Raw genomic sequence first — 17,823 nt, 5'->3', positions numbered from 1 at the left:
ATATTGCTGCTTTCGTCCGCCTTACAGTACGGGCAAGCGTGTTCCGGATTTGCACCGGATTCCTTGTTTTTAACTATTTTATATTTTTAATAGAAATGTCTTAATTCTCTACTATTATATCACTTTTTAGATACTATACAAGATATTTTTATTTTAAATTTAATTTTATTCGGACTTTTAAATAGTATTTTTTTCATACATTATTTAAAATTCCCGCATTTTCCAAATTGACGGGGCAGATACCTTATTATTTATCCGTTTATCAAGTATAGGAATAATTCTTCAAAGACTTCATTGTAAAAATACCCCTGCTTTTTTCCTAATTGACGGGGTAAATATCTTGATATTTATCCGTATCTTACATATAGGTATGATTCTACAAAGTCTATAGTGTAAAACATTCCCTGCTTTTTCTCCATTAACAAAGGAAGGTGTTTTATATTTGTCTGTATCTTACATATAGGGTAAAAATTATTTATTTTCCAGAACAAACCCAGTGTAAGTAAACATTCACTTTAAAAGTGTTTTTACTAAGCAGAAAATAATATTTACTCATGTCAGAAAAGGCATAAACTTTCTTTGCATTATTAATCAAGTAAAAATAATAATCTACACTAATATAATTCAGTCATTTATAAAACATCTATTATTTTCAATTATCAGAAAATGCAGACACCCTTTTCGTATACAAAAATCTCAATTTGTTTTACTACCGTCTCATATAAAAGCGGCCGTAACACTTTACAACGCCTTCATTTGAAACTAATACATATCCATAACTCATTTATAGATAATCCACAATCCAAGCTATCTTTTCAACAGCTTATCTGTATAAAATATCTGTATATTGGGGATTAATCCGACTTATAACTTAAAAAATAACTCCCATGAAATAAAAAAGATGTAATTTTAGTACAAATTCACTATACATCCATAGGAATTATAACACTGTATTATTATAATGTAAATAATGATTTTCTCAATGAATATTTTTATTAGTAAGATGATGTTTTTTGCTCTTATTTTAAAGTGAAATGATTATTTTGAAGGAAACATTTGAATGATTCCACCTCACGATGAACCCCTTGGTCTTAGCTATATCCTTCCCACTACCAGGGCGGATTAGGGACTTTCACCCATTAAAAACGTGCGCTGCTAGTCGCACCCGTGAACTACCCACCACCTAAAGGAAGTGGGCTTCGTAGAGCCATTCGGCTCTTTTTATTTTTCAAAATCCGGTTTCCAACCAGCAAACTGAATAAGCTGTTCATCTGTTCTATGATAATATCTCTCATTCTTGTCTAGCTTGGCGATTTCTGCCATCTCTTCCTCGGTAAGTTTAAAATCGAGAATATCCAGATTATCCCTAATATGATCCACATTTTTACTTCCCGGGATAACAACAAATCCCATCTGTGTATGCCATCGAAGAATAATCTGTGCTGGAGACTTGCCATATTTCTTGCCAAGCTCTGCAAATACAGGCTCATTGATAAGAGACTTATCACCATGACCAAGTGGATACCAACTCATCAGCTTCATATCATACTTTTCCAAAGTCTTACGAAGCTCTGTCTGTGTAAAATATGGATGCGCTTCTACCTGAATAAACTGCGGAACAATTTCCCATTTCGTCTGAAGTTCCTCCATATACTTACCTTCGAAATTAGAGATTCCGATAGACTTCGCCTTGCCTTCTTTATACGCCTTTTCAAGCTGTCTATATCCTGCAAGCCAATTTCCAGCAGGCTGGTGAATATAAAGAAGGTCCACATAATCCACGCCAAGACGCTCTAATGTCTCATCTACAGCATTCTCATTCTCATATTCTGATGGCCAAAGCTTAGTTGATAAAAATACATCTTTTCTATCCACTCCACTTTCCTTGATTCCACGACCTACCGCACGCTCATTAACATAAGCATTCGCTGTATCTACCAGTCTGTATCCCATCTTAAGTGCTTCTCGTACACTTACTTCCGCATCCGCAGGTGATAGCATAAATGTTCCAATTCCCACAACTGGGCACTCTAATTTATTGTTTAATACGATATTTTCCATTGTAAAATCCTCCTTAATATGTTGATGCTCTGGAACTTGTAAACTTCCAGTTTTCATTTTCTTTTCTAAGTGTAAAGTCACCCTGCAATCTCCAGCTTCCATTTCCTCCGCCATAAACTGCTGCAACAACTCTACTTTTACCTGTCAAGCTTGCCTCATCACCATGTACACCTACTACAATGTCATCATGCTGTGCTGAATAATAATTGAAGGTACCATTATCTAATCCCTTAAGAAATTCATCAGCAGACTGCCTTACTCCTGTCATATGATAAAGACAGTAATCTGCAGACATAAGACTTCTGAGACCTTCTATGTTTTTCTCTATCATATAATCCCAGTAGTCTTTATATAGTTCTGAAATTTTTTCTTCTTCACCCATAACATTATTCCTTCTGTTCCGCTGGATCCAACATCTTAATTACCTTAGCCGGCACACCGCCTACAACTGCATAAGCCGGTACATCTTTTGTGACAACAGCTCCAGCTCCAACGACTGCATACTCGCCAATTGTTACGCCTGGACAGATAGTTACATTAAGTCCAAGCCATGCATTTTTCTTTACAGTGACTTTTCCATAGGTATATTTCGTGTGACGCTCGTTCACATCATGATTAATCGTTGCAATTTTAAGTCCAGGTGCAGCCATTACACCATCCTCAAATTCTATTCCACCTGATGCTGAAAGAATTGCAGAATGATTGATAAACACATCCTTACCGAACTTTACCGTATTTCCAAAGTCACAGGTAAATGGTGTAAGGATTCTTACATCATCAAGCTTTCTACCAAAAAGCTCTTCCAGGTACCCCACATAAGATGGATCATCTGGCATGCAGGCATTCGCCTTTGCACAAAGAGTTCTGGCTCTCATCATTTCATCAACTGCATCCTTAAAATATGGCTCTCTATTATCTGTAGGTCCACCCTGGGCCATTAATTCAAAAACATATCCTTTTTTGTAATCCACTAATCTTTCCTCCATTTCTATTTCTTTACATCAATCCGTTTGCAGCAAACCACTTTTCAACAGACGGCTTGGCATTTGCAGCCTGACTTCCTGTAATTGCAAGACCTTTTACTACATCTGCGCCCTTAGCATACTTTTTTACATCACGTTCACTAGAACCCATTCCACTTCCTTCATTGGTACAAAGCGGAAGTACGGTCTTTCCTGTAAAATCATATCTTTCAAGAAATGTTGCTACCGCCATTGGAAATGTTCCCCAATAATTTGGATAAGCTAGTACAATGGTGTTGTATTCATCTATGCTATCTAAATAGTTGGTAAGCTCAGGGCGAGCATTTTCTCTTAAATCTTTCTTGGCTTCATCAATGCAGGTCATGTACACCGGTGAATAAGGATTTAACATCTCAATCTTAAATGCATCTGCATCAATCAGTTCTTTCATCTGGTTAACAACAATTTCTGTGTTACCAATCTTTACATATCTCATTGCTCCACCAAAATAATTTTCATCTGCTCTTGAAAAGAACGCTATTAATGTTTTTGCCATCTTTGTTTCCTCCATTTATAATTTCTATCAATATCTGTTATTCCCAATTGGTTTTGTCCTTTGTTGTTTACATTATCTCACATAGGCTTTATAATATCCAATAGAAACATTAGATAGTTGATTTAATTTTTAAATATCAGGAGTGTGCTATGACAACAAAGCAGATAGATTATTGTATAGAACTGGCTCGTACAGAGAGTTTTTCCAGGGGCGCTGAGAATATGTTTGTAAGCCAGCCTACTTTTTCCTATCAGATAAAACTTCTTGAAGAGGAAGTTGGATTTGAGATTTTTGTTAGAAATGGAAAAGGGGCTACTCTTACTCCTGCCGGTCAGCAGTTTGTAACCTACCTTTCAAATATGCGCGAAGAGATGAAAAGAGCTATCGAACAGGGCCAGAACTTCAGTGCAAAATACAAAGAAAACATCACTATAAGTATGTCAGTACGGCAGGCTCTCTATTTCCTTCCAGAAGCAATTAAGGAATTTGAAAAGGAATCCCAAGGAACTCAGATTACACCACGTTTCCAGTACGGTAACAGTATGGATAGCTTTCTAAAAAATGAATCTGATGTTGTATTTGCGCTGGAAGAACAGACAAAACAGCTTGCAGGCACTTCCGTCCACAAGCTGTTTCAAAGCCATATTTATTTAATTTGTGATAAGAATGATCCTCTTGCAACTAAAAATCTTATTACAGATGAAGACATTTATGGTCACACTCTTATGGTAGGTGGTGGCTCACCGGCACTTCTCCGCTCCGTTCAGCAAAAGCTTATTTCATCAGGTAAAATTGAATATTTTAATAGTCCAGATCATGACACCACACTTACTAACGTTGCTTCAGGCAAAGGAATCTGTCTGGCTCCCGGTTTTCTTAATGACCACAGCGGACAGTTTGCCTGGATTCCTTATGACTGCAATGATACCTTTTCATGCGTTCTCTGCACTCATAAATCAGACAGGCGACATAGCCTTGAAGCTTTTATTAAAGTGTTGCAGAAGCTGTACAGCGAAACTGTTGCGTTTCCACTGTAAGAAATTTTTTAAATCCTATTTAAGAGTTACTCATCTCCTTATTTTATGCTTAATATGACTTCTGTCTCTGATCCGCTTAACACACTTTCAAGTTCTTCGATACTCGACGCTTCCACTTTACCTATTTTCGTATATGACCATGAATTAGCGCCATAAAAGAATACTATCTGATTTCCACTGTATAACATTACATCCCCAGCCTCAGTTGTAATCTGATTGTCGTTACGTGGTAGAGTTTTTCCAACTGACAGACCTTCTCAAAACCCCCGTAATTTGATACTGAAATAGTCAAATCCTCATCCGCAAGCATTTTTACTTCAAGCTTTGGATACTGAGCATTAAAATTCTTTATAATGGTGAATTCGCCTCCCGATTTTTACTTTAAATACTCATGTAAGAAACTCTCTAACTTATCAAATGGAATATAATCCTTATCTCCACCATCATAGAGATCTGTATGTACTGCATCAGGAATGATATAAAGCTCTTTATTATCTCCATTAAGCAACTTGAAAGCATCCTTACTCATATAGCAGGAATGAGCCTTTTCGCCATGGATCATAAGAACTGCATTATCAATCTCTCCTGCATAATGGAACTGGCGCATATTGGAAAGTGATATCATTCCGGTAATTGCCCAGCCATCATTTGAGTTAAGACTTCTCTTATGATAACCTCTGTTAGTCTTGTAATAATCATAGTAATCCTTTACAAAGAACGGAGCGTCCGAAGGCAATGGATCCACAACTCCTCCTGCCAAAGCGTATGTACCGTTTCTAAAATCCTCAGTTCTTTGAGCATTTACAGCCTTTCTGGCCTTCACTCTTGCCTCTTTATTATCATCAGCATCAAAGTATCCATTCGCTGCAACTCTTGTCATATCATACATTGTTGATGTAACCGTAGCCTTAATCCTTGTATCAAGGCAGGCGGTCTGAAGGGCTACACCTCCCCAGCCACAGATACCTATGATTCCGATTCGCTCAGGGTCAACATTATCCTGAACAGACAAGAAATCTACCGCTGCCTGAAAATCCTCAACGTTTAAATCCGGTGAGGTCATATATCTTGGAAAACCACCTGACTCTCCAGTAAAAGAAGGATCAAAGGCAATCGTCAGAAAACCTCTTTCTGCCATGGTCTGTGCATAAAGACCTGATGACTGCTCCTTAACAGCACCATAAGGACCTGACACTGCAATCGCAGGAAGTTTTCCCGTAACATTCTTTGGTATGTACATATCAGCTGCCAGGGTGATTCCAAAATGATTTGCAAATGTTACCTTCTTGTGATCTACTTTTTCACTCTTTGGAAATACCTTATCCCATTCTGTTACTAAATTAAGTTCTTCTGTTTTCTTCATCACTTGATACCTCCGTTATTCTTGTTCATTTCGCTTTCGATTTTTCTAAGCATAAAATCCATACAATCAATTTTTCTTCCACATTCATGATATTCATCCATTATGCGGCAACGCTCTTTTTTCAAAAGTCGAAACATATTTTCCATGCTTCCAGATTCATATTGCTTAAGGATATTTTCTGATGCATCTTCGTGACATCCTGTATCCATAAGGCACTGTTTCAGTTTTTCTTTATCCATGAGATTTCCTCGCTCAATCGTACTGTTTACTTGACATCTTTATTATACGAGCTTGTAAATACTCTTGCTAATGGTTATAATGAATATCATATTATTCCTTTTTGGCATATCATTAATAATGGAGGTGTTCTATGGAAATTAGAACTTTAAGATATTTTTTAGCAGTGGCAAGAGAAGAAAATATGAGTAGAGCTGCAAAACTTCTGCATGTAACTCAGCCTACCCTGTCAAAACAGCTTAAATCGCTGGAGGACGAACTTGGGAAAAAGCTTTTCACAAGACATGCTTTTAGTATCAAGCTTACTGATGAAGGAATTCTGCTACGCAATCGTGCCGAAGATCTTGTCAGCATGGCTGATAAAATCGAGCAGGAATTTGTTTCTCTGGATGATATAGCTGGTGGAGAACTCTATCTTGGTCTTGCTGAATCCTACCAGCTTCGATACCTGGCAAGATCTATAAAAGATTTTAAACAACACTATCCGAACCTTCATTATCACATCACAAGCGGTGATACAGAGCAGCTCTCTGAAAAAGTCGATAAAGGCTTACTTGATTTTGTAGTACTGGTAGAACAACCGGATATCCGCAAATACGAATATATCGAATTCCCTCAAACAGACACCTGGGGACTTATCATTCCAAATACCGATTCCCTAGCAAAGAAAAAAGCCATCCGTTTGGATGACCTTGTAGGCTTGCCATTATTCTGTTCTGATCAGGCATGGAATGGAGATATTAGAAACTGGGCTGGAAGCAGATTTTCAGAGCTTCAGTTAGAAGGTTCCTTCCGCCTTTCTTACAATGGATCAATTTTTGCCATGGAAGGCTTAGGATATCTTCTCACCTATGAACATCTTGTAAATACGTCAAAAGGCAGCGGCCTTGTATTCAGACCACTGTCTCCGAAGCTTGAAAATAGAATATTTATAGCATGGAATAGATATCAGGCGTTTACACCTATCGCTGAAAGATTTCTAGCTCATCTCAAAGATTCTTTCCAATAGTAAAACAAGTGAGGGGCTTTTGTAATATGGTTGCAATATCACCATCAATACATATACTTCTATCTGCAATTTCCTCTGGGCAGAATGATTCACCATAATTTAAGCAGGCATATACCGCTTTTTCATTTGCCAGCGTCATCTGCCAGAACGGATACTTTATTATTACAGGCGTATTAGCTCCTACTCCCAGCTCAAGATAAAGAACATGAAGATTCTCATGTCTACGAATAAAATCAGAATATGCTGCAGATGCCCTATGCCATCCTTCATCTTCAACAAAAGAATCATCCGCTCTCAAATTCATAGTCATATCAGAGCCATCATCAGGACACTTTGGAATCAGCTCAGAAGGAATTTCCATTATTAACTTACCATCAGCCGGTACCTGAAATACTCCCTGATCATCTCTTACAAAACCTTGTGCTTCCATAGCTTTCATTACCCACTCTTCATTATCAAAGGTTTTCTGAATATCAGGATTCACACTCTGAAACAAACCATAATCACCCTGAGTATAGAACAGTCTTTTCTTGTCAAAACCCGCTCTTTGAAACTGGTGATCTACATTTGTGGTAATCACAAAATAGTCCTTATCGGAAACCATCTTAAGAAGATCCCTATACACTGGCTTTGGAGCATCAATATATCTGTTAAAATAAATATGTCTCGCCCACCAAGCCCAGCGGATTTCTTCACTTGGAAACGGATAGAAACCACCTGAATACATATCTCTTATTCCAAATCTTTTGGCAAAGTCATAGAAGTATTTTTCAAAACGTTCGCCACTGTAAGTAAACCCTGCTGATGTTGATAATCCTGCACCCGCACCTATAACTATGGCATCTGCTTCCTTGATTTCTGTTTTAAGTCTGCTTATCTGTTCTTCTTTGCTTCCTTTACCATAGGACATGCTTGTAGTAAAGTATCTCACAGCATTCATTCCTTTCTCTATAGTTTCCTGATAACCATTAGGCATATCATCATATAAGTTTTTCATAAATGGCCTTATCTTCGTCTTTAAAAACATTGAATATCACCCTTTCTACCTTACCAGGATTATCACGAAGCCATTCTGATACAGTCTTAACCGCAATCTCAGCCGCTTTTTTGTTAGGAAAATGAAATACCCCTGTCGAAATACAGCAAAAAGCAACGCTCTTCAGGCCATTTTCAGCACACATATCCAAAGTGTTTCTATAGCAGTTCTCCAAATCCTTTTCCAATTCCGGAGTAAGTTTGTATTGGACAATTGGTCCTACTATATGAATAACTTTCTTTGCCGGAAGATTATACGCTTCCGTGAGCATTGGAACGGCAGTAGGCTGCTCATAATCTCTTCCATATCTGATTCGAAGTTCATTCATCTGCCTGTTGCACTCAGCTCTTAATTGCACTCCTGCAAAAGTATGGATACAGTTATCTATGCAAGTATGCATCGGGACAAAACAACCGAGCATCTGCGAATTAGCGGCATTAACAATAGCATCCACCGAAAGTCTTGTAATATCTCCTTGCCAGATAGAAAGTCCATCTCTGATAACTGGGATTTCTGATAGATTCACCACACCCTTTTCAGCTGCTCTCTCTAATAAATATTCATCCTGTACTTTCATTACATAAGAGGATAATTCTTTCGGCATACGGATATTCATAAGTGACCTTAGGATTCGTCTTTTATCTTCCGTACTATTTGGAGTCTTTAAATCCTTATATTCATCTGAATCTGCCTTAAACGCTTCTACGAGATAATCAAGACGTTCGTCCTGTTTTGTATTCTTTGACATAGCTTTCATCTCCTAACCACTGCCCCGGTGGGACAGGCGCTCATACAATTACCACAGTGCAGACAATGTTCCTGCTCTATGACATACGGAATCCTGGCTGTGACAATACAACTCTGGGGACAAACTGATAAGCAGCTCCCACAACCTATACAATCATCTTTAATAAAATATCCTTCATGCCTTATTTCTACTTTTCCAATGGTAAAGGATTCCCTTTCTATAGGTTTCTTTGACAGATCGAACCACTCGCCGGTTCCTTCATATATCTGAAATACTGTTAGTGCTTTCATGGATTCTTCCGTCGGATATATCTGATGCATGTATGGATTTTTCTTAAACAGCTCCGGTATCTTCCCATATCCAAGGTCTCTCACCTTACCTCGGATTGATACCGCAATACTTGACATAGTATCCTCACCCTTCATTGCCGTAAGCGCAAGAAACTGTCTTTTTGTCAGTCTGTCATAGAATCCTTTTCCTTTCGCTGTAAGGAAATATAAACTGTCATTATCATAATCCATCATATCTATAGCAGCTGTAACAGGTAGTCCTTCATCATCTACCGTTGCCACAATAGTTGTATGGATTTCTTCCACTATGTATTTCAGATATTCCTTAGTTTCCATATTCCATATCCTTCTAAAAAAAGACTTTGAAGTAAACACCTCAGAGTCTCATTGTTAAGCTTCTTTTGCCAACAGTTCCTGCATTCCGGATCTTAAATCATTAAGAGTGTATTTTTTCATCTCTGATTCCATCGCTTCCTGGATGCTTTTCAACTTATCATCCAAAAGTAAATGGATATTCCTACCAACAGGGCACTCTGGATTTGGTGATTCATGAAATCTGAATAGTTCTCCATCCTCCAAAGGCTCAATTGCCTGATACACATCATAAAAAGTTATATCTTTAAGATCTCTTGTAAGCTCTATTCCGCCTGTTCCTCTGATAACATTTATTAACCCTGCGTTTTTAAGCTGAGTAAGTATCTTTCTAATGATGACAGGATTCGTATTTATACTGGCTGCAAGAAAATCGCTCGTTACCTTGTGTTCTTCTTTAAATGTATCCACACATGTAAAAATATGAAGTGCAACCGTAAACCTGCTTGATATCTGCATTTTTTGTTCCTCCTGCCACTATTTTACTTCGTGACAAATGTAGTTGCAATGGTTACATTAAAACTTTCCGTTTTCATTAGCCCATGTAGACTTATCAGCTAATGTCTCCATTACATCCCAGTGCTCTGCGATAAATCCGTTCTCAACACGGAACAGATCATAGTAGGTTGTAGGTACACCGCCAAAGGTTCCTTCTGAGCAGGCAAGAGCATAATCTCCATCTGCAAGAACCATATGAGTCTTGTTATAAACCATTGAGATTCCCTGCTTAGCCATAGCTTCAAGTGCAGCTCCAAGACCTGAAAGACCATCTGCAATTGAAGTATTATGCTGGATATATTTATCTCCATCGTAGTAAGAAGTGAGCTTGTCAGGATTCTCCCCACGAAGCACATCGCCTACAAATCCGGCTACAACCTTACGTGTCTCTTCCTTATCTACATCTTTCTTCTCAAGAGTTCCATCAATCTGAGTATGTCCTGAAGGATTAGGAGCTGCCTTGTCTGCCAGATTATCCCAGTGCTCTGCAATCTTACCATCTGCATCAAAGCGGAATACATCGAATCCGACCTGCTCTCCTGCTCCTGCAAAATTATATACTGTCTGAAGGAAAACCTTATCTCCATCCTCGAATGCACGAATGTTATTAACCGTTGTTTTTACAGGTGCCTGTGCAAGTCCTTCAACTGCTGCTACAAATGCATCTGCTCCTGTACCAAATGCAAGGTTATGCTGAATATAACTTGTTGCAAGAAGCTCCTTTGCCTTTGCTGTATCTCCTGATACGAATGTTCCGATGAGTGCTAATGCTTTTTCCTTATTTGTCATGATTATTTTCCTTTCTGGGCTCTGCCCTGCGAGGTAATTATCCTCGAATGTTAAAAAGTTCATTGATGTAACCATGACTGTTTCATCTGATAGTGTTAATATAACACCGTTTTGATGTAATGTCAATAGTTACATCTAAAATTTTTCAAAAAAATTTCCAGGTGTAGATAAACACCTGGATTTAAAGCAAAACAACTATTCAATAATTGATAAATTGATGATTGATGCAATATGTAATTAGTTTAAATAATTCTTTGCATTGGAAGCATCTACCCTTTCGAACGGAACCCATAAATGTAATTTATCTTTCGATATTGATTTAAAATTAGTAATTGTTCCGCCCTTGGCTAATTCAATCGCCGCTTTTGCTGCTTCAGCCCCCTGCGGTGCCGCCGGCTGATATACGGTAAATACCATTTCACCTGCCAAAATTGCTTCACATCCATCCTTAGTCGCATCCACACCTAAAATTGGAACCTTCTTAAGATCGATATGATTATCCTGACATGCCAGTATTGCACCCCTTGCCATAGAATCATTATTGCATGCAATCAAATCAAATTTAATTCCTTTACTTATGGCAAAATTTACTTCCTCTCTTGCTTTATCTGTATCAAAATCTGCAAAATCTTCAAACACATAATTTATCTTTTTGCCACTGCCATTTAAGCCTTCTTTCAATGTTCTGGTCCTACCTACCGTAGCTGCATGTCCATCCAGCCCCTTTAATAGCAACACGTTAATTTCTTCTTTCGAAGCGAATTGGTTCAAAATATATTCAGCCTGCAATTCTCCGGCTACGCCTTCATCCGATGCGCAATAAATATATTTATCCTCTTTCAATGTTGCATCATCCGGCGCATTGTTGCAAAAAATGATTGGCAAGTCTCCCGCGGCAGCTTCTAACTGTCTCGCAGTCGATGCATCCTCCGGAATACACATAACTGCGCCATACCCATTGCTCTGTGCGGTTTTTATTTGCTCAATTTGTTTTTCCAGAGAATGCTCTGCATATGCACACTCTACAACTGCACCAACACTTGATGCATATTCCTGCGCGCCTTCCGCCAGCGTATCTCTAAAAGCATTGCCTTCTTCCTGTGAATAGGTGAACATAATTTTTACGCCATCACTAGCTGAGGAAGACTTTTTTGAAGAAGAAAATCCACAACCGGAAATACAAACTGTTAATAATAGAATTATCGATAGTATTGTTTTTTTCATCTTGATGACTCCTTTAAATCTTAAATTGATGCACTTGCTTGTCTAGTTCCGTTGAAGTTGACGCAAGCATTTCCGATTCTTTCGCAACCTGTTCACTATTATTTGTTAACATTGTTGACTGCTTAACCATTTCTTCCGAAGTTGATAAAATAAGTTCTGCACTTGCCGCCTGTTCCTCAGAAATAGCCGCCACATCCGTTGCAACCTCATCTACTTCTCCTACTTTTTCAATCATATCAGCAACCAGACCATTCGTCTGTTGAATATTTTGATAGATTAGACTAAATGTCTCAACCGCATTGTTGATATATCCACTACTTTCATCAATGCTTTTAACACTCTCTTTTGCTTTCTTTTCAGCATCCTTTACTAAATTATCAATACCTACAACAAGTTCTGTTATCTGCTGAACCGAATTTGTACTTGTTTGTGCTAATTTACCAATCTCATTTGCTACAACAGCAAAACCTTTTCCGGTTTCTCCGGCTCTGGCCGCCTCAATTGATGCGTTAAGTGATAATAAATTTGTTTCTTCTGCAATACTACCAATTAATTTTACAATCTCCGTAATCTCATTGGACGCAACGCCTACATCGTTTATTGCTGTCTGAAGTTCGTTAATGGAAGCAATAATGACACCCATCGCATCACTTACTTTTTCCATCTCCTTCTGTCCCTTATTGGCAACATTTACCGTTTCTGACATCTGCTGGCTTACACTCTCACCATTCGTTCTTGTATCGGTTACAACCATGGCTAATGTCGTTGCACTATTAGCAATTTCATTTATTGAAGTTGCCAATCCATCTACGGTTTGATTCAACCCTTGCATTGACGTCTCTTGCAATTTTGAAGCATCATACAACTCTCTGGATACTTTATTACTTTCATCCGCCTGGTTATTTAAATTGACTGCAATTTTTCCTATCTGACTAATCAGTCTTTGCATTGTACCCGCAAACTCTCTGATTCCTTCTGACATGAAAGAGATTTCGTTATTACCTTTTACCTTTACCTCCATCGTGAAGTCACCATTTGTCATGGTATTAATTACACCCGACAGCTTGTTAACAGGATTGATTAATATGTGAACTGTTCTTTCAATTAATACTATTAAAATTAGTATTCCAACAATCACAAGAATTACCATTACTTTTCCAAGTGCTTGAACATCGTTCAAAATAACACTGGAAGGAATAAACGATACCAATATCCAATCGGTTCCATCAACTTCACAAAACGCGGTCATTTTTCCACTTAATTCTTTGGTTGAAAAATCAGATGAATCTATAGCCGCCTTAACGCCTTTGTAAAAATTATCGGTACTATAATCCGCTATATTAGCGCCCACCTTTGAAGCATCTCGATTACTAATAATCGTTCCTGTTGTGGATTGTACGAGAAACGTCTCTGCGTTCTCCATCTCAACGTTAGAATTTACGATAACGCTTATTTTATCAAGTGTAACATCGACACCGATAACGCTTATTCCGTCATCGCCATTATTAAGCATTCCCGTTGCACTTATAACTTTTTGTCCATCTGCATTTTCATATGGTTCACCGTATGCCATATTAATCCTGGTAGAGCCTTCTTTAAACCAGTTTGATGCCAAAACATCACTTTCTGATTTTGCTGAGCCCTTGCCGGTAATTAATCTTCCATCACTTTTTCCAACGTAAAATCCATCCGCAAATGTACTGCTATACCCAACTGTTCCATCTAAAATAGCCTTCAAAGTCTCTTCATCAGAATTTGAGCATTCGATTGTATTTTTCACAATTTTGAAGGAATCCAGATTATCCTTCATCCATGCTTCAATATCGCTCTTTTGGCTTCTGATAGATGTTTTTAATAATTCTTCTGCTTCTTTTCTTAAACTTTTTGAAGAAATCTGATACGATATTGCTACTAAGGCAATCATCATAAAAGCAACTATTGGAATAATAATAACTAAAAGATTGAATTTTATAGAACCCCTTCGTTTCGCTTTTTTCATTCCCACCATTGCCTCCTCTTATTCGTGTTACTTACTTTGTACTATAATTATCGTGTTCTTTTTATGGATTATTAGTATGTGATTAACACTACTTTTCAAATTTCTTCCTATTTTTTGCAATTACAATTCTATCAGTTCGAACTCTTCGCAAATAACCTTCGCTTTTTCACTAAAAGCCATACCTATTCTTCCAAGTTCGCTCTCCAAGAATTCTTTATGGACTTGCCGCCAATAATCCAGGCTTCTATCGCCTTCGCCCTCTTTATATGCATGCTCCTCAGTTACATCCTTAAAGGGGCAAATTGTAATTTTTGATGTGCGTACGATACAAACTGCATCGCCCTTAGAATCGAGAATAACGCTATAGTCTCCAACCTTAGGAATTGGTTCATTTTCTACGATACTCACGTCGTAGGATGAACATGTTGCTGTTTTTATCCCTTCACACACAAGTGCTGCAAGTTTATCCGGGACATCTGTAAATGCCCAAGCTTCATATTCTCCTGCTAATCCTGCTTTTTGCCATAATTGCTCTGCTGTCATTTTCTTAACTCCTTCTCCATTTTGGTAGTGTCAAATTTTACTACCTTTTTTATTGTTTAATCCTTGATTTTTAGGGTATTTGCAATAAAATGAGCAATGCCCCCCTTTTTTGAAGTATAATGTAGTTACCACACCAAACAAAATACGAAAGGATTTCATTGCTCATGGACATTATACTCTATTTACTTCAATTTATTCAATACCAACATAAACAAATCTGCTGGCTAATTAACTTTATCTGTAGATATATTCCACTCAAGCAGTGAAACTTTGATGATTCACATTCTCCAAAGTACCAAAAGTTTAAAATCGATCAGCTTCCAAAAATCATATCCCACAAACAGGATTGGGATTGGAAGGATCTCATCGCTTACTACGAGAAACGGTATCACAAAACTATTAAACCTGTCTTTCGTCGTGGCGAATGTACCGTTCCGGAAAGCTGCCGCTGTTTCTCTTGCAACGCGCCATTTCAGTATCTTTCGTGGAATGACGACAAAAAACGATCACAGCTTATATGCAAAGTGTGTCACTCTAGATTCAATCCCAAATCTGAATCTCGTTTCAGTAAAACTCATGTTTTACGCTGTCCTCATTGCAACCACACACTTGCATAATCAAAACTACACTCTTCATATGCAGCCAACTTATACAGCTCCCAGTGATTCCCAAGGTGCTTTATTGTTTCTTCTACATTCATGAATTAATCCTCCGTGTTTTTCTTCTCGTATTACATTTGGGTTGGAAAATCGCCCATTACTAAATCAGGGTGAAAATATTTATTTCCACCCGGTCAAAAAACATATGGGACAGATTCAATATGAATCTGCAGAAATTTGGGTAAAAAAATAAAGCCTTCTCAGATAATAAAAAACCGCTGGCTTGACATTTACGATGTATTTGATAGAATTAACTTAACAAATTATATTATAGATTACATTTTGTTTAGGTGGTGATAATATGATTTATGAAATGCTAACTGAAAAATACAAAGAAGGCGAACCGATATTCTTCTCCGATATTTACAACGGAGAGATTTCAAAATCTGCTCTTACACAGCAGTTAAGCACATTATGTAAAAAAGGATTGCTAGCTAAGTACGACAATGGTATCTACTATCTGCCGAAGAAGACTCGTTTAAAATCTTCCGTCGGTCCTACAGCAGATACAATCGCAAAATATAAATACATCTCAAAAAATGGAAAAACGGATGGATATTACTCCGGCAACACATTTGCAAATCAGATTGGTATTTCCACTCAGGTTCCCCATGTAATTGAGATTGTGAGTAATAATACAAATTCCGCTCCAAGAGATGTTAAAATAGGTAACAGAAGATTCAATATTAGAAAGCCTCTGATTTCTATCACGAATGAAAATGTCTACATACTTCAGATGCTGGATTTGTTATCAAATCTTGACACCTATTCAGACTATGATTATGAAGATGCCAGAAAATGCTTTCTGAAATATATTGAGGCTCACAAAATTACCAGGAATGACGTGGATCAGTATATTAGATGCTTCCCCTTAACTGCATTTAGATTTTATTATGAATTGAGGTTAGACAATGTACTTGCATAATGATAAAGAATTATTTAATGATATCGTTGCCCTCACAGCAGAGCGTATCGGTCAGGCTCAGGATATTGTAGAAAAAGACTACTATGTAACTATGATATTAAGAAAGCTCTCCGCATGTGAATATCCTGTTTGTTTCAAGGGTGGTACTTCTCTTTCAAAAGCATATAGTGTTATAGACCGTTTCTCCGAAGATATTGATATCACTTTTACAGAGCATCTCGGTGAAAACAGACGTAAAAAACTGAAATATAACATTCTAAAGCCTATAGCTGATAACATAGGTTTAGAAATTACAAACTGGGACTCAATCGAGAGCGATAAAGAATATAATCATTACGATATGGCTTACGATTCAATTGTTGGTGATCCTTTCCTTGATACTTATGTAAAACTGGAAACTGCGTTAATGTCGTATGCTTTTCCTACTGTCGAACGCGAAATCAGCAACTATATTTATCAGGCTCTTAAAGAGGAAGAGCCCGATTTACTTGAAGAATATGGACTCACTCCATTTACAATGCAGGTACAAGCATTAGAACGTACTTTAATTGATAAGGTATTTGCTCTCTGTGATTATTATCTTCAAGATAAACCAGCCCGTAACTCTAGGCACCTATATGATATCTATAAAATTGCCAACGAAATTACAGTCACTAATGACTTCAGAAAGTTAATTACAGAAGTTCGTGCTCACAGACAAAGCATGAAAAATGATATATCTCCTGCCGCAGATAATAGTGTAGAAATACCAGCATTAATAAAAAAATTCTGCGAAAAAGATTTCTATGCAGATGATTATGAAAAAACTACTAAGAATCTTATAAGCGATGACATTTCATACAATGAAGTTAAAACATTCATACAAGACTTTACAAAAGATTTATTCTAAAAGAACAGCTTCTGGTCCATTGGACCAGAAGTCATCTTCAAATCATAATCAGTTCTCCTTAACTGGTGAAATCATTTGTTTGTCTAACAAAGCATAATACAAATCATCAACCATTGAACATGATTCATCATACTTTCTCAAATCAACACTTATAACATTAACAATCTTTTCTTTTAATGTTTCTAACAACTCGGATTCTAACGGGGATTTATTATAATTCAAAATCACTTTTTGGGATAAATCTCGTAATCCTCTTATCTCAGTCCGAATTACGTTTTTCAATTCACTGCTATTGCAATTATTATAATTTAACATCAGTAAGCAGAGTCTCTATTCTAGGGTCTTAAATGTATCAAGGCAGGCTTTTTATAAATACCTTGAGCGTAAAGACCTTCCTTGGAAATATGATTATATAGTAGATTCCATGTATGAAATCCTTAATGAGGACCAATACAATGATACCTATGGCAGATATCGAATGTTTGCAGCTTTAGATCTCAAACATCAGGATGATCCAGATTTCTATATACCTGGCGAGAGAACTATCTAGCGTATAATGGAGGCTGTAGGGCTTGTACATCGCCCTAAACGCAATCCTAAGGGCATTACAAAAGCAGATAGGAATG

The 17,823-nt window shown here is 37.4% G+C and carries 19 protein-coding genes and 1 pseudogene; 5 read left to right on the top strand and 15 right to left on the bottom strand.

Going from position 1 to position 17,823, the window contains the following annotated elements:
- Nucleotides 1–1,221: 1,221 nt before the first annotated feature.
- From BM153_RS12925 to BM153_RS12910, 4 genes are read right to left on the bottom strand one after another with little or no spacing between them, the layout of a single operon-like run.
- Nucleotides 1,222–2,061: an aldo/keto reductase gene (locus tag BM153_RS12925; protein ID WP_092874828.1), complete on the bottom strand. Its 840-nt coding sequence runs from the start codon at nt 2,059–2,061 to the stop codon at nt 1,222–1,224.
- A gap of 13 nt (nt 2,062–2,074) precedes the next feature.
- Nucleotides 2,075–2,443: a nuclear transport factor 2 family protein gene (locus BM153_RS12920; RefSeq protein WP_092874825.1), complete on the bottom strand. Its 369-nt coding sequence runs from the start codon at nt 2,441–2,443 to the stop codon at nt 2,075–2,077.
- Between the two features lie 4 nt (nt 2,444–2,447).
- Nucleotides 2,448–3,032, bottom strand: coding sequence for a DapH/DapD/GlmU-related protein (locus tag BM153_RS14355; protein WP_092874822.1), 585 nt, complete (start codon nt 3,030–3,032; stop codon nt 2,448–2,450).
- 25 nt (nt 3,033–3,057) lie between these two features.
- Nucleotides 3,058–3,579 (bottom strand): flavodoxin, encoded by a 522-nt coding sequence (locus tag BM153_RS12910; RefSeq protein WP_177205713.1) that lies wholly within the window; start codon nt 3,577–3,579, stop codon nt 3,058–3,060.
- Between the two features lie 149 nt (nt 3,580–3,728).
- Between BM153_RS12910 and BM153_RS12905 the strand changes: the two genes are divergently transcribed.
- Nucleotides 3,729–4,616 carry a LysR family transcriptional regulator gene (locus BM153_RS12905; protein ID WP_092874816.1) on the top strand — a complete coding sequence of 296 codons (888 nt, stop codon included), beginning with the start codon at nt 3,729–3,731 and terminating at the stop codon, nt 4,614–4,616.
- A gap of 38 nt (nt 4,617–4,654) precedes the next feature.
- Here the strand turns inward: BM153_RS12905 and BM153_RS12900 are convergent, their stop codons facing one another.
- The 3 genes from BM153_RS12900 to BM153_RS12890 form a co-directional block, all read right to left on the bottom strand.
- Nucleotides 4,655–4,867 carry a cyclophilin-like fold protein gene (locus BM153_RS12900; protein WP_207649039.1) on the bottom strand — a complete coding sequence of 71 codons (213 nt, stop codon included), beginning with the start codon at nt 4,865–4,867 and terminating at the stop codon, nt 4,655–4,657.
- A gap of 125 nt (nt 4,868–4,992) precedes the next feature.
- Nucleotides 4,993–5,979 (bottom strand): alpha/beta hydrolase, encoded by a 987-nt coding sequence (locus BM153_RS12895; protein WP_092874813.1) that lies wholly within the window; start codon nt 5,977–5,979, stop codon nt 4,993–4,995.
- A complete protein-coding gene (locus BM153_RS12890) occupies nt 5,979–6,218 on the bottom strand; it encodes a hypothetical protein (RefSeq protein ID WP_022750282.1) in 240 nt (79 codons plus the stop codon). Before BM153_RS12890 ends, BM153_RS12895 begins: the two co-directional genes overlap by 1 nt.
- Before the next feature lie 131 nt (nt 6,219–6,349).
- On the opposite strand from BM153_RS12890, the gene BM153_RS12885 reads away from it, so the two are divergent.
- On the top strand, nt 6,350–7,225 hold the full coding sequence (locus tag BM153_RS12885; RefSeq protein WP_092874810.1) for a LysR family transcriptional regulator: 876 nt from the start codon (nt 6,350–6,352) through the stop codon (nt 7,223–7,225).
- Here BM153_RS12885 and BM153_RS12880 read toward each other — a convergent pair.
- The 8 genes from BM153_RS12880 to BM153_RS12845 all read right to left on the bottom strand — a co-directional run bounded on the left by BM153_RS12880 (nt 7,206) and on the right by BM153_RS12845 (nt 14,724).
- On the bottom strand, nt 7,206–8,222 hold the full coding sequence (locus BM153_RS12880; RefSeq protein WP_092874807.1) for an SIR2 family NAD-dependent protein deacylase: 1,017 nt from the start codon (nt 8,220–8,222) through the stop codon (nt 7,206–7,208). The genes BM153_RS12885 and BM153_RS12880 overlap by 20 nt on opposite strands.
- A complete protein-coding gene (locus BM153_RS12875) occupies nt 8,206–9,009 on the bottom strand; it encodes a protein-ADP-ribose hydrolase (protein WP_092874804.1) in 804 nt (267 codons plus the stop codon). Before BM153_RS12875 ends, BM153_RS12880 begins: the two co-directional genes overlap by 17 nt.
- A 5-nt stretch (nt 9,010–9,014) precedes the next feature.
- Nucleotides 9,015–9,635, bottom strand: a complete 621-nt coding sequence (locus tag BM153_RS12870; RefSeq protein ID WP_092874801.1) for a 4Fe-4S binding protein — start codon at nt 9,633–9,635, stop codon at nt 9,015–9,017.
- A gap of 54 nt (nt 9,636–9,689) precedes the next feature.
- Nucleotides 9,690–10,130, bottom strand: coding sequence for an Rrf2 family transcriptional regulator (locus tag BM153_RS12865; RefSeq protein ID WP_092874798.1), 441 nt, complete (start codon nt 10,128–10,130; stop codon nt 9,690–9,692).
- 57 nt (nt 10,131–10,187) lie between these two features.
- Nucleotides 10,188–10,958 carry a nuclear transport factor 2 family protein gene (locus tag BM153_RS12860; RefSeq protein ID WP_092874795.1) on the bottom strand — a complete coding sequence of 257 codons (771 nt, stop codon included), beginning with the start codon at nt 10,956–10,958 and terminating at the stop codon, nt 10,188–10,190.
- Nucleotides 10,959–11,195: 237 nt separating this feature from the next.
- Nucleotides 11,196–12,182 (bottom strand): substrate-binding domain-containing protein, encoded by a 987-nt coding sequence (locus BM153_RS12855; RefSeq protein WP_092874792.1) that lies wholly within the window; start codon nt 12,180–12,182, stop codon nt 11,196–11,198.
- Nucleotides 12,183–12,195: 13 nt separating this feature from the next.
- Nucleotides 12,196–14,181 (bottom strand): methyl-accepting chemotaxis protein, encoded by a 1,986-nt coding sequence (locus BM153_RS12850; RefSeq protein ID WP_177205711.1) that lies wholly within the window; start codon nt 14,179–14,181, stop codon nt 12,196–12,198.
- A gap of 120 nt (nt 14,182–14,301) precedes the next feature.
- A complete protein-coding gene (locus tag BM153_RS12845) occupies nt 14,302–14,724 on the bottom strand; it encodes an ASCH domain-containing protein (protein WP_092874785.1) in 423 nt (140 codons plus the stop codon).
- A gap of 164 nt (nt 14,725–14,888) precedes the next feature.
- On the opposite strand from BM153_RS12845, the pseudogene BM153_RS14455 reads away from it, so the two are divergent.
- From BM153_RS14455 to BM153_RS12830, 3 genes and pseudogenes are all read left to right on the top strand, one after another.
- Nucleotides 14,889–15,335: pseudogene (locus BM153_RS14455) on the top strand (transposase); the annotation flags it as partial.
- A gap of 349 nt (nt 15,336–15,684) precedes the next feature.
- On the top strand, nt 15,685–16,308 hold the full coding sequence (locus tag BM153_RS12835) for a DUF6088 family protein (RefSeq protein ID WP_092874782.1): 624 nt from the start codon (nt 15,685–15,687) through the stop codon (nt 16,306–16,308).
- Nucleotides 16,295–17,197, top strand: a complete 903-nt coding sequence (locus tag BM153_RS12830; protein WP_092874779.1) for a nucleotidyl transferase AbiEii/AbiGii toxin family protein — start codon at nt 16,295–16,297, stop codon at nt 17,195–17,197. The genes BM153_RS12835 and BM153_RS12830 overlap by 14 nt, the downstream gene beginning before the upstream one ends.
- Nucleotides 17,198–17,823: the final 626 nt, after the last annotated feature.

Source organism: Acetitomaculum ruminis DSM 5522, assembly GCF_900112085.1.
In the GTDB taxonomy this organism is placed as follows: Bacteria; Bacillota; Clostridia; order Lachnospirales; family Lachnospiraceae; genus Acetitomaculum; species Acetitomaculum ruminis.
Note: the sequence above shows the minus strand (reverse complement) of the source record. Positions and strands in the feature narration are given on the sequence as shown.

Bases quoted from the DNA above. Each gene is read 5' to 3' on its own strand.
- BM153_RS12835 (WP_092874782.1), top strand. From the start codon at position 15,685: ATGATTTATGAAATGCTAACTGAAAAATACAAAGAAGGCGAACCGATA.
- BM153_RS12830 (WP_092874779.1), top strand. From the start codon at position 16,295: ATGTACTTGCATAATGATAAAGAATTATTTAATGATATCGTTGCCCTC.
- BM153_RS12910 (WP_177205713.1), bottom strand. From the start codon at position 3,579: ATGGCAAAAACATTAATAGCGTTCTTTTCAAGAGCAGATGAAAATTAT.
- BM153_RS12890 (WP_022750282.1), bottom strand. From the start codon at position 6,218: ATGGATAAAGAAAAACTGAAACAGTGCCTTATGGATACAGGATGTCAC.
- BM153_RS12925 (WP_092874828.1), bottom strand. From the start codon at position 2,061: ATGGAAAATATCGTATTAAACAATAAATTAGAGTGCCCAGTTGTGGGA.
- BM153_RS12860 (WP_092874795.1), bottom strand. From the start codon at position 10,958: ATGACAAATAAGGAAAAAGCATTAGCACTCATCGGAACATTCGTATCA.
- BM153_RS12905 (WP_092874816.1), top strand. From the start codon at position 3,729: ATGACAACAAAGCAGATAGATTATTGTATAGAACTGGCTCGTACAGAG.
- BM153_RS12895 (WP_092874813.1), bottom strand. From the start codon at position 5,979: ATGAAGAAAACAGAAGAACTTAATTTAGTAACAGAATGGGATAAGGTA.
- BM153_RS12870 (WP_092874801.1), bottom strand. From the start codon at position 9,635: ATGGAAACTAAGGAATATCTGAAATACATAGTGGAAGAAATCCATACA.
- BM153_RS12855 (WP_092874792.1), bottom strand. From the start codon at position 12,182: ATGAAAAAAACAATACTATCGATAATTCTATTATTAACAGTTTGTATT.
- BM153_RS12880 (WP_092874807.1), bottom strand. From the start codon at position 8,222: ATGAAAAACTTATATGATGATATGCCTAATGGTTATCAGGAAACTATA.
- BM153_RS12875 (WP_092874804.1), bottom strand. From the start codon at position 9,009: ATGTCAAAGAATACAAAACAGGACGAACGTCTTGATTATCTCGTAGAA.
- BM153_RS12845 (WP_092874785.1), bottom strand. From the start codon at position 14,724: ATGACAGCAGAGCAATTATGGCAAAAAGCAGGATTAGCAGGAGAATAT.
- BM153_RS12850 (WP_177205711.1), bottom strand. From the start codon at position 14,181: ATGAAAAAAGCGAAACGAAGGGGTTCTATAAAATTCAATCTTTTAGTT.
- BM153_RS12885 (WP_092874810.1), top strand. From the start codon at position 6,350: ATGGAAATTAGAACTTTAAGATATTTTTTAGCAGTGGCAAGAGAAGAA.
- BM153_RS12920 (WP_092874825.1), bottom strand. From the start codon at position 2,443: ATGGGTGAAGAAGAAAAAATTTCAGAACTATATAAAGACTACTGGGAT.
- BM153_RS12865 (WP_092874798.1), bottom strand. From the start codon at position 10,130: ATGCAGATATCAAGCAGGTTTACGGTTGCACTTCATATTTTTACATGT.